Genomic DNA, 11,549 nt, shown 5'->3' with positions numbered 1-11,549 from the left:
TTAACTGGGATAACTCTGAGTAATGCTGGAAGCGACGGGGCTCTGCTGTATAAGAGACGATAGGTTACTGTTTCAGTCACTTGATCTTGCTGTGGGTAGTGGTGAGTTATTGCAGATCGAAGGCCCTAATGGTGCAGGAAAAACCAGTTTATTACGCATTCTCGCAGCGTTATCGCAACCGCAGCAAGGACGTATTCTGTTTAACGGCGAAGCGATTGACAGCGATCGTGAAGGTTACTTTTCCCAGTTATTGTATCTTGGCCATAAAGCAGGCATCAAACAAGAGATGACGCCGTTGGAGAATTTAGAGTTCTACCAACAGGTCGCCCCAGCAAAAGTGGATGCGTCATTGTGGCAGATGTTGGCTTTAGTTGGTTTGGCCGGCTATGAGGATATGCCTGCCGGTAAGCTAAGTGCTGGACAGCAGCGTCGTATTGCTTTGGCACGGTTGTGGCTTAGCAGTGCCAAGTTGTGGATCTTAGATGAGCCATTTACCTCATTGGACAAGCAAGGTGTTGCAGGCTTGCAACAACACTTTGCCGCCCACCTGCAGCAAGGCGGTGCAATCATTATGACCTCCCATCAAGAGTTGCACATGCCAACGGTGCCGGTTCGTCGTTTGATGCTGGGCAGCTCTGTGGAAGACGTTGCCGGGGCGGGAACAGGATCTGAACCGGCCCCTCAGCAAGTACTCGTTTCAGGTGGGGTGCAATAAGTTGTTAGCGACCTACCGTTATCTTATCGGCCGTGAGTTAAAAATCGCCCTGCGACGTAAAGCGGATATTATCAACCCGCTGTTGTTTTACTTGATTGTCGTCACGCTGTTTCCCCTTGGTATCGGGCCTGAGCCAAATCTGTTGCTACGTATGGCCCCTGGAATTGTTTGGGTAGCGGCTTTGTTGGCCTCTATGTTGGCCTTGGAGCGTCTGTTCCGGGATGATTTTCTCGATGGTACGCTGGAACAGATGCTGTTGTTGCCTATTCCCGCCAGCATTATGGTGTTGGCGAAAGTCACTGCCCATTGGCTGTTAACCGGTCTGCCTATCGTTTTGCTGTCACCCTTGCTGGCAGTGCTGCTGGGGTTAGATTTCAACACGTTTGAAGCTGTGGTGTTGACGTTATTGATCGGCACACCAGCATTGAGCCTGCTCGGCGCTATTGGTGTGGCATTAACGGTTGGGATTGGTCGCGGCGGCGTGTTGGTGAGTTTGCTGATTTTGCCGCTCTATATCCCAGTGTTAATTTTTGCTACGTCGGCGATAGATGCTGCGGGTTTGAATATGCCATACAATGGCCAATTAGCGATTTTGACTGCGTTTTTCGTCGGTGCTTTGGTTCTGGCACCCATAGCGACTGCCGCAGGATTAAAAGTAAGTAATAGCTAACGCTGATAGCGTTAAATCTAGCCACCCGTTATATCAGGATATGCTATGTGGAAATGGTTACACCCTTACGCAAAAGCTGAAAATGCGTACCGACTGGCCGGTCGTATGTTGCCATGGTTTATGGTGCCGGGGGCGCTGCTATTGCTGATTGGTACGGTATGGGGACTAGGCTTTACGCCAACGGATTGCAAACAGGGTGATGGTTTCCGCATTATCTATATTCATGTACCTGCGGCGTTTATCTCCATGGGCGCTTATGTGACGATGGCGATCGCTGCGTTGGTGGGCATGGTTTGGCAGATCCGTCAGGCCGACTATGCGGTGGCGGCATTTGCGCCGGTGGGCGCCGCTTTTACTGTGATTGCCTTGGCAACGGGGGCTATCTGGGGCAAGCCGATGTGGGGCGCTTGGTGGATCTGGGATGCCCGACTCACTTCCGAACTTATCCTACTGTTTCTTTATCTCGGCGTGATTGCTTTATACAACGCATTTCCCGATCGCACCTTAGCCGGACGCGCTGCCGGCATTTTGGCTTTGGTTGGGGTGGTGAACTTACCTATCATCCATTACTCCGTCGAATGGTGGAACACGCTGCATCAAGGTGCCACCATCAGTAAATTCGAAAAACCATCCATGGATAGCAGTATGTTGTGGCCCTTGCTTATCAATATCTTGGCGATCTCGTTGGTGATGGTCGCGATGGGATTGGCCAATTTCCGTAATGAGATATTGCGGCGAGAAGCTAACCGTCCGTGGGTCGCTAAGGTATTAGATATCAGTGACACCAGCGCAAACACAAATGAGAAGGGGGCTCAGTTATGACACCAGTGATCGGTGATTGCCTGCAAACCGGTATCCATGATGCTTATATCATCGCCTCTTTTGCATTATCGGCCGTTGTTTTATTGGCCATGGTGGGATGGATTGTTTGGTCAAAGAAAGCGTTAAAGAAAGAGATTATGTCGAGAATGGCTAGAGATGTTCGTCGTAACCAAGCACAGAAACTGGAGCGCGCCCTATGAATCCAAGACGTAAAAAGCGCCTATTAACGGCCATTGCTATCATCTCTGGTGCCGGAGCGGTGATTGCGCTCATGCTGTATGCGTTGAATCAGAATATCGATCTGTTCTATACCCCTAGTGAGCTGGTTAACGGCAAAGGCCCTAATCTGGAAAAACCTGCCGTCGGCCAAAGGCTGCGGATTGGCGGTATGGTGGTGCCGGGCTCTGTGGTGCGAGATCCACAATCACTGAAAGTCAGTTTTGACGTAATTGATTCAGGCCCTGTGGCCACCGTGGTGTTTGATGGCATTTTGCCGGACCTTTTTCGTGAAGGGCAGGGGATCGTCGCGCAGGGCGTACTGCTAGATGCTAATACCGTGCAGGCGACCGAAGTGCTGGCCAAGCATGATGAAGAGTATATGCCACCTGAAGTAGCTGAAGCACTCAAAGGCATGGATCATATGAAGTCTGATTACGGCAACACGGAGAGCTAGTCATGATCCCAGAGATTGGCCATTTTGCCCTGATCATCGCGATGACGCTCTCGTTTTTGTTAGCCAGTTATCCGCTGTATGGTGCGTTAACCCAAAAACAGGGGCTGATGAAACTGGCAAGGCCGCTGGCGTTGGGTCAATTTGCGTTTACGTTTGTATCGTTTTTGTGTCTGGTATGGGCATTTGTCTACAACGATTTTACCGTTGCCTATGTGGCGCACAATTCAAATACTGCGTTACCTGTTTATTATCGGGTGTCAGCGGTATGGGGAGCCCATGAAGGATCGCTATTACTATGGGTGCTGATCCTGTCGGGTTGGACAGCCGCCGTTGCCCTGTTTAGTCGCGCCCTGCCGCTTGATGCGGTTGCACGTGTGCTGGCCGTGATGGGTATGGTGGGGATAGGTTTCTATCTGTTCGTCTTACTCACGTCTAATCCGTTTGACCGTTTACTGCCAATCTTCCCTATCGATGGACGGGATCTTAACCCGTTGTTGCAAGATGTGGGGCTGATTATCCATCCGCCCTTGCTGTATATGGGGTATGTGGGTTTCTCCGTGGCTTTTGCCTTTGCTATTTCCGCGCTGATGACTGGGCGTTTAGACAGCGCCTGGGCTCGCTGGTCGCGCCCCTGGACAATGGCGGCATGGATATTCCTTACTTTAGGCATCGCTTTGGGCAGTTGGTGGGCGTATTACGAACTGGGTTGGGGCGGCTGGTGGTTCTGGGACCCGGTAGAGAATGCCTCGTTTATGCCTTGGTTAATCGGCACCGCATTGATCCACTCATTGGCGGTGACAGAAAAACGTGGTGTGTTTAAGGCATGGACAGTACTGCTGGCGATCTCGGCGTTTTCGTTAAGCCTGTTAGGTACCTTCCTTGTGCGGTCTGGGGTGCTGGTGTCAGTTCACGCCTTTGCCAGTGATCCGGCGCGGGGTTTGTTTATTCTTGCTTTCTTGGGAATAGTGATTGGTGGTTCATTAGTGCTGTTTGCCTGGCGCGGCAGTGAAGTGAAAAGCCATGGTCGCTATGAACTGTTTTCCCGCGAAGTCATGCTGATCGGTAATAACGTGTTTCTCACGGCTGCAACCTTAGTGGTGCTGCTTGGTACCTTGCTTCCTCTGTTTTACAAAGAGTTAGGGCTGGGAAGTATCTCCGTTGGTGCGCCATTCTTTAATGATATGTTTACCGTGTTGGTGATCCCTTTTGCCATTTTGTTAGGTATCGGGCCTTTGACCCGTTGGCGCCGTCAAGCTTGGTCGCCTTTGGCTATGCCTTTGACCATTGCTGGCGGTATGGCACTGTTATTGGCCTTTGTGTTGCCGGTGATCTATGCCGATAGCATGCCTTGGCATGCGGTGTTGGGGCTAGCCCTGGCGCTATGGGTCACCTTGAGCACGGTGCAGGAGATCCGCCTACGTATCGGAGTGAAGAATGACGGTTTGCGCGGTTTAACCCGCTTGACCCGCTCCCACTGGGCAATGGTTTTGGGGCACTTGGGTTTTGCCGTGACCTTGATAGGCATTGCACTGACCAGCAGCTATACCATTGAAAAAGATCTCCGTATGGTGCCGGGCGACACGGTTGAAATGCGCGATTATCAGTTTCGTTTTGAGGGCGTTAAGGATGTTCAGGGACCAAACTATAGCGCCAGTGCGGGCATACTTACGGTATTCGAGGACGGTAAACAGTTGACCACCTTGGTGGCGGAGAAGCGTTTTTACCCAGTGCAACGCTCGGTTATGACAGAAGCAGCTATTGATGCTGGCTTTACCCGTGATCTGTATATGGCGCTGGGCGAAGAGTTAACCGATGGTGCCTGGGCAGTACGTATCTATTACAAGCCATTTGTCCGCTGGATCTGGGCGGGGGCATTGCTGATGTCTTTGGGTGGCTTACTGATGTTGATGGATCGTCGTTACCGTATGGCGAAAAAAACAGTGGTTACGCCTGCTTCACCCAAAAGTGATGAAACTAAAGTCACGGAGGCGCAGGCAGTATGAGCCGTCAGCAGCGTTTATTCGTTTTTCTTATCCCGTTTTTGCTGTTCCTAGGCTTGGCGGCATTTTTAATGCGCGGACTGTTCTCTGATCCGAGAGAGCTGGAGTCGGTGCTTGTGGGCAAGCCGGTGCCGGCGTTCAAACTGCCAGATCTTTATCAGCCAAGCGTCATCCGTGATCAAGCGGTATTGGCGGGACAGCCTACGCTGCTGAATGTCTGGGCTACCTGGTGCCCCACTTGCCGTGCTGAGCATGCTTTTTTGAATGAATTGGCCGCGACTGGCGTTCATATCATCGGTCTTAACTACAAAGATGACCCGGTAAAAGCCAAGCAATGGCTAGCCCAACTGGGTAACCCCTACGCGGTAAATCTGCTGGATGTGCGGGGCACACTGGCGTTGGATCTCGGGGTTTATGGTGCGCCGGAAACATACATTATCGATGTTGATGGTGTGGTGGTATATCGCCATGTTGGTGACGTTAACGCGCGTAATTGGAAAGCGTTATTGGAGCCTCTGTACCGTGAAGCGAGCCAATCAAAGACGGTACCACAAGCGTCGTTAACTCGAGGATTGCGTGAGGTGGCTAAATAATGCAGCCCAGAATGAGATTGATGCAGCCGCTTAAACTGCTGGCTATCGCATTATCACTATTGGTATTCCCTGTCAGTGCCGCGATTGAAGCCTATCAGTTTCAGTCTGATGAGCAGGAAGCCCTGTTCCGCGAACTCGCCGCTGAGCTGCGTTGCCCGAAATGCCAAAATCAAAATATCGCTGATTCCGATGCGGCATTGGCGCAGGATCTTCGAGCCAAGGTGTATGAGATGGTCAGCGAAGGTCAGGACAAGCAAGCGGTGGTGGATTATATGGTGGCTCGTTACGGCCATTTTGTGCATTACCAGCCGCCGTCTTCGGCGGCGTCCGTGATCATCGCCGGACCGATTTTGCTAATACTGATCGCTGGTTTCGTTGTGGTATGGCGTGTTCGTGCCGGGCGCAAACTATCACAGCGTAGCGATATTCAAGTCGATGATGAAAGAGTTCAGAAGCTGTTAGGTGAGGCGATACCCAGTGCGTCGAGTTCCACACCTGCTGCAGCAGATTCGCCAAACACTTCGGCCAATAAGGAAAAGTAATGACACTGTTTTGGATCGCTGCCGTAGTCTTGGTGGTTTTGTCGCTTGTGCTGCTGTTTCCTGCGCTTCGACGCTATAAAAGTTCAGCTGACGATGAGCAGCTGGTGGGTGACGGTCGACAACAGGCGGAACTGAATAAAGGCATTTATCGTGAGCGTCTGACTGAACTGGAAGCTGAGCTGGCCAACGGTGAATTAGAGCAAGCCAGTTTTGATGCCATGGTATTAGAGTTGAAATCCAGTCTGCTGGATGACGTTGATAGTGATCTAAGCGCCCCCGTAAAGTCACCTAGTAGCGACAAGCATCTGCTGGCCTGGGGCATCGGTGTGGTTATGCTGGTTGCTGTGCCAGCGGTTTGGTATTGGCAGTTTGGTGCGTATCAGCATGTGACCCATTGGCAAAATGTTCACAGCCAACTGCAGCAGTATATCCAACGCGGTGTGATGCAGCAGGGGGAGGCGCTTTCTGAAACAGAGATGCGTGATTTCGCCTTAGCCCTGCGTACCGAACTGCACCACAAACCAACGGATGACCCCTCGGTCTGGTTGTTACTTGGTCGTGTTGGTATGGCGGTGAATGATGGTGAGCTGGCGATGGCATCGATGGAACGCGCCTATGAGTTAGCACCAACTAACTCATCGGTGGCGCTGGGATATGCGCAAGTGGCGATGTATGCGCAGGATCCGCAAGTGGTTCATCGTGGTGCCCGCATTCTTGATGCGTTGATCGCCCATGAACCTAAAAATCTAGATGCATTATCATTAAAAGCGTTTCAAGCATTTGAGCAGGGCGATCATGGAACTGCAGCAACAGTTTGGCGGAAAATGGCCACGCTGCTGCCAGCGGACGACCCGCGTAAAGCAACCATCGAGCGCACCTTGCGAATGGTGGAGATGCAGTTAGCCCAAGGCGGTGCGGCATCACCAGCAACTTCACCCGCTGCTGCGGCTAGTAAATCGACTCCCGTGGCAGAGGCAGCTGCGCCCCAATCTAAAGAGGTGCAAGGCCAGCAACTCTCTGTGGTGGTCAAGCTTGCCCCGGAACTGCGGAGTCAGTTACCAACGAATGGTAATTTGGTGGTGTTTGCTCGGGCGAAAGATGGTCCGCCGATGCCACTGGCCGTTAAGCGAATGCCGTTGGGTAACTTTCCAGTTAAAGTCGTTTTATCGGATAGTGATGCGATGATGCCAGCGATGAAGCTGTCCAGTTTTCCGGAAGTGTATGTTACTGCGCGGATATCGGTGGATCAGGATGTCAAATTGTCCGCGGGTGAACTGGAAGGGATCGGTGATGCCTTGTCGCTCAATGGTGAGCCACATGCCACCAGTGTGACAATTAATACCAAGCACTAAATAGCGCGAATACGCGACGTTTTTTAAGTTAGGGAAATACGTTTTCAATGATGTTGATGAAACAAATCAAGCGGGTGATCACCCTTGCCCTCTTGTCTGCGGTTGGCGTTGTCAGCCAACCCGCTTTTGCGGCCAAGTTCAGTGTGCCCGATCTGCCGCAGACGGCGTATCAGGATCCCTGGTTGGATGCCCGCTATGACGATGATCGCGACCCTATCGAAGGGATTAACCGTCTGATCTGGCGCTTTAACTTTAACTTCCTCGATCAGTACTTGTTCCGTCCCACGGCCGTTGTTTATGTCCATGCCGTGCCGGATATGATGAAAGATGGCATCAATAATTTTATTGAGAACCTCAACGAGCCATCGAGCACAGTGAATAATACGCTGCAGGGCAAATTTTCAGATGCCGGCAATAGCGCAGGGCGGTTTGTGATTAATACATCGGTGGGTCTATTAGGCACCATCGATGTTGCAGAACGTATGGGGATGGAGCGCAAGCAGGATGAGTTTGGTGAAGTACTAGCATTTTATGGTGTCGGTAATGGCCCCTATTTGATGTTTCCGGTGCTAGGCCCGACCGCGGTGCGGGAAGAGGTGGGTGATTACGTTGATAACATGTATCCACCGTTATCGTGGCTTAGTTTTACCCAAAAGCTGATCAAAGGTTTGATGAGCGGCCTGTATAAACGTGCTGAGTTGATGAGTCAGGAAAAGCTTCTGTATGACTCGTTGGATCCCTATGCATTTGTGCGTGAAGCCTACTTTAAGCACATGGAGTGGAAAGTTCATGACGGTAACGTGCCAGAAGATTTTCAACAGGAAGAGGAATTTGACGATTTTATCGACGGTCTCGACCTTTGAGTTGGAAATCCCTGCAGGTTTGAACAGATAAGTTTATCTCGTCATATTTAACCATAAAGCCCAGCCATTGCTGGGCTTTATGGTTTTAGAGCTTTGCGCAACACTAATTTGATGCCATTTGCTGCTGATGGGTTTTAATTGCCGCCGGTAGCAGCTCACTCACTGCCCAAAGCTGCACAGGGCGGGTCAGCAGGGGGTAAAGCGGGATCGCTAACACGACGGGTAATGCTTGCCACCAGACATCAATATTGGCTAACCACAGAAATGGTGGGATCAAAAGAGCCAGCTTAAAGATGTTCACAGCCAATTTGGGCCAACCTTTCACATCCATATAGGCAAGGGAAAATATAGCGAGACGATCTGTGGGTCGAAAATCGCGTAATAGCGGATGCTTTGCCAAAGTAAAATGTATTGTCATAACTGCTCCTGTGAACCGCAACGCATTATGACAGAGCGCAGAGTTAGTATGAAGCTTAGCCGCTGTTATCAGCAGCTAGCTCCTTTATAAGTAGCGCGCTTCACCACTGATCTCAGTAGCAGCTCCCTTGTCAGTAATAGCGCTTAGTCGTCAATCTCTGCTGTTAGCTCCCTCGTTCGTAATAGCGCTTAGTCGCTAATCTCTGCTGTTAGCTCCCTCGTTAGTAGTAGCGCTTAGTCGTTAATCTCTGTTGTTATCTTCCTCGTCAGTAGTAGCGCATAGTCGTTAATCTCTGTTGTTAGCACCCTCTCCAAGGGGAGAGGGCTGGGGTGAGGGGGATTTGAAACGAGAGTCAGCAATATTGGTAACGCAAATACGTTCAGGTTGGCGCTTGTTGATGCTGCCGCATTAAAAAGAAAAAGTCCCCTCATCTCATTCTTCTCCCCGAGGGAGAAGAGGCTAAAGGCAACGACTAGCGTGGTTTGCTGCCTATTTAAGAGGACTTTGCTCTCTTATGTCATTTGTTCAGCAAGGCGATAAGCTTTGCTCCCTCTCCAAGGGGAGAGGGCTGGGGTGAGGGGTATTTGAAACGAGAGTCAGCAATATTGGTAACGCAAATATGTTCAGGTTGGCGCTTGCTGATGCTGCCGCATTAAAAAGCAAAAGTCCCCTCACCTCAATCTTCTCCCCCAACGGAGAAGAGGTCAAACAGGGTATATTAGAAAGCAAAAAGCCCCGCACTGTGCGGGGCTTCGATAGCAATCGTAAATCGCTCTATTGGAGATTAACGCTTGGTTTCAGGCATCGCTTCGTGTGTACCTGTCACTTGCATCTCTTCTTCCAACGCTTCATCTTCTGTGGTTGGATGAGAGTCTTCTGCACCATGCATCCAATCAATCAGCTTGTCTGAAATCAGGTACAAAATAGCCGCTGACACGACACCGGTGATCACCAAGCCGATGAAGATAGACAAAGACTTGTCGATCATCGCAGCTTCTTTTAGACCATCAACACACTCGGTCAACTTAACGGCGTCGGTGATGCCTTGAGCGGTACACTGACTGCTAAATGCTTCTCCATCGCCGTGTACACCAATCAAGGAGCCCACAAAGCCAGCAACATAGTTAGCCAAGCCGGTAAAGAAGAACCATAGACCCATAAATAGACTGGCCAGTTTCACAGGGGCTAGTTTGGTTACCATGGATAGTCCTACCGGGCTAAGGCAAAGCTCACCCAGTGTATGGAATAGGTAAGCACCGACTAACCACCACAGGCTTGCTTTGGCGTCGCCACCGGCGATCTGCATAGATGCAGCAACCATGAACAGGAAGCCAAGACCTAACAGAAATAAACCGAGTGCAAATTTGGCTGGCGAGCTAGGCTCTTTATCACCTAGCTTAATCCACAGGCTGGCAAAAATAGGAGCAAACAACACAATAAAGAAGGCGTTGATCGACTGGAACCATGCCGTAGGCACTTCAAATGAACCTACCATACGGTCGGTAAACTTGTCTGCGTAGATATTCATCAGGCCGCCAGCTTGTTCAAAACCAGCCCAGAATACGATAGTAAATAAGCCCAATACGAAAATTACCTTGATGCGGTCACGCTCAACTTTTGACAGAGGACCTGTCTGACCTTCATCTTTGGATGCTTGGTTTGCTTTTAGTTTCGCTACCGGCACCGTGCCAATGTCACCCAGCAATTTACGGGCAAAAATGCCCTGAATAACCAGAGACAGCAGCATACCGAAACCCGCAGCAGCAAAGCCTGCCTGGTAGTTGTTTACGAAGATCTCTTTGCCGTTAACGATTTCGGTATAACCGAACGACTGATAAGCGCTGGCAACCAAGATACCGGAAAGGAAAGCACCGATATTGATACCCATATAGAAGATAGTGAATGCACCGTCACGGCGATGGTCGCCATCTTCATACAGATCACCAACCATGGTTGAAATGTTCGGCTTGAACATACCGTTACCACAGATAAGCAGGGCTAAGCCTGCATAGAAAACCGTGTTTTCCTGACCTACAAACCAGCCGTGTGGCATGGCAAGAGTGAACTGGCCCATGGCCATTAAAAAGCCACCGATGAGGATCGACTTGCGTTGACCTAAGTGGTTATCAGCCAACCATCCGCCAATCAGGGGGGTCAGGTACACCAACATAGTGAAGGTACCGTAAAGGCTGATGGCGTCTTGTTCGGTCCAGCCCAGACCATTACCGCCTTGACCGCTGACCTTATCAACTAGATAGAGTACGAGAATGGCGCGCATTGCATAGTAACTGAAGCGTTCCCATAGTTCGGTACCGAACAATAGGAAAAGCCCCTTAGGATGCCCAAGTAGGGTTCCCTGAGAAGGTGTGTTGCTCATGTTTTTTCACCCTGGAGGAGTAATATTTAGAATTATTTATATAGTTATTGTTTGAAAAATCGCTGCAACCTTACCTAGAAAGGGGGGATAAAATCAATCAAGCGCGTCAAGTAAGCGTATTTTTGCGAAGCCCGTAGTGTCAACTCAATGATTTAGCGCTAGAGCGAGCCTGTCACATAGCCGTGTAGCTTGTTTTTTATACGAGTGTTTGGCGCCAGAGTTGTTGAAATACCGCCACTATATAGTAGCAACAGCAAAAGTCCCCTCATCTCAATCTTCTCCCCAAGGGAGAAGAGGTAAACAGACAAGGCAACAACGAACTAATTTTGCCTAACTCCTGGTGGAGACTACCCCATTGTTTAATTCATTCAGCGACATGATAAGCTTTTGCTCCCTCTCCAAGGGGAGAGATACCATCTTGCTCGTCATGCCTCAAGCAGTGATTTTCACGCTGTTTGAGGCTGATACTCGCTCTGGTGCTTAAGCACGCCGAAGCAAATATGAGTCAGCTTGCGCATTGCCGC

General features: G+C 50.3%; 12 protein-coding genes. 10 read left to right on the top strand and 2 right to left on the bottom strand.

Going from position 1 to position 11,549, the window contains the following annotated elements:
• Positions 1-22 precede the first annotated feature (22 nt).
• From ccmA to EXY25_RS17630, 10 genes are read left to right on the top strand one after another with little or no spacing between them, the layout of a single operon-like run.
• Positions 23-715 carry a cytochrome c biogenesis heme-transporting ATPase CcmA gene (gene ccmA, locus EXY25_RS17675; protein WP_114339733.1) on the top strand — a complete coding sequence of 231 codons (693 nt, stop codon included), beginning with the start codon at positions 23-25 and terminating at the stop codon, positions 713-715.
• Between the two features lies 1 nt (position 716).
• The gene (gene ccmB, locus EXY25_RS17670) at positions 717-1,385 is read left to right on the top strand and encodes a heme exporter protein CcmB (RefSeq protein WP_114339732.1); all 669 of its coding nucleotides are present in this window, start codon (positions 717-719) and stop codon (positions 1,383-1,385) included.
• Positions 1,386-1,430: 45 nt separating this feature from the next.
• Positions 1,431-2,207, top strand: a complete 777-nt coding sequence (locus EXY25_RS17665) for a heme ABC transporter permease (RefSeq protein ID WP_130567878.1) — start codon at positions 1,431-1,433, stop codon at positions 2,205-2,207.
• Positions 2,204-2,407 carry a heme exporter protein CcmD gene (gene ccmD, locus EXY25_RS17660; RefSeq protein WP_114339730.1) on the top strand — a complete coding sequence of 68 codons (204 nt, stop codon included), beginning with the start codon at positions 2,204-2,206 and terminating at the stop codon, positions 2,405-2,407. Before EXY25_RS17665 ends, ccmD begins: the two co-directional genes overlap by 4 nt.
• The gene (ccmE, locus tag EXY25_RS17655) at positions 2,404-2,880 is read left to right on the top strand and encodes a cytochrome c maturation protein CcmE (RefSeq protein WP_114339729.1); all 477 of its coding nucleotides are present in this window, start codon (positions 2,404-2,406) and stop codon (positions 2,878-2,880) included. The genes ccmD and ccmE overlap by 4 nt, the downstream gene beginning before the upstream one ends.
• Positions 2,881-2,882: 2 nt before the next feature.
• Entirely contained in the window at positions 2,883-4,883 is a 2,001-nt protein-coding gene (locus EXY25_RS17650) for a heme lyase CcmF/NrfE family subunit (protein ID WP_130567877.1), read from the top strand.
• On the top strand, positions 4,880-5,473 hold the full coding sequence (locus tag EXY25_RS17645; protein ID WP_114339727.1) for a DsbE family thiol:disulfide interchange protein: 594 nt from the start codon (positions 4,880-4,882) through the stop codon (positions 5,471-5,473). The genes EXY25_RS17650 and EXY25_RS17645 overlap by 4 nt, the downstream gene beginning before the upstream one ends.
• A complete protein-coding gene (locus tag EXY25_RS17640) occupies positions 5,473-6,015 on the top strand; it encodes a cytochrome c-type biogenesis protein (RefSeq protein ID WP_233496539.1) in 543 nt (180 codons plus the stop codon). The genes EXY25_RS17645 and EXY25_RS17640 overlap by 1 nt, the downstream gene beginning before the upstream one ends.
• Positions 6,015-7,367, top strand: a complete 1,353-nt coding sequence (gene ccmI / locus EXY25_RS17635) for a c-type cytochrome biogenesis protein CcmI (protein ID WP_130567876.1) — start codon at positions 6,015-6,017, stop codon at positions 7,365-7,367. The genes EXY25_RS17640 and ccmI overlap by 1 nt, the downstream gene beginning before the upstream one ends.
• Before the next feature lie 47 nt (positions 7,368-7,414).
• Positions 7,415-8,230: an MlaA family lipoprotein gene (locus EXY25_RS17630; protein ID WP_246019585.1), complete on the top strand. Its 816-nt coding sequence runs from the start codon at positions 7,415-7,417 to the stop codon at positions 8,228-8,230.
• Between the two features lie 103 nt (positions 8,231-8,333).
• On the opposite strand, the gene EXY25_RS17625 is transcribed toward EXY25_RS17630, so the two are convergent.
• A complete protein-coding gene (locus EXY25_RS17625; RefSeq protein ID WP_130567875.1) occupies positions 8,334-8,648 on the bottom strand; it encodes a hypothetical protein in 315 nt (104 codons plus the stop codon).
• 784 nt (positions 8,649-9,432) lie between these two features.
• Entirely contained in the window at positions 9,433-11,025 is a 1,593-nt protein-coding gene (locus tag EXY25_RS17620; RefSeq protein ID WP_130567874.1) for a peptide MFS transporter, read from the bottom strand.
• Between the last annotated feature and the right edge of the window lie 524 nt (positions 11,026-11,549).

It is taken from the genome of Corallincola spongiicola (assembly GCF_004284785.1).
Lineage (GTDB): Bacteria > Pseudomonadota > Gammaproteobacteria > Enterobacterales > Neiellaceae > Corallincola > Corallincola holothuriorum.
The sequence above is the reverse complement of the archived record's forward strand: the minus strand, read 5'-3'. Positions and strand labels throughout refer to the sequence as shown.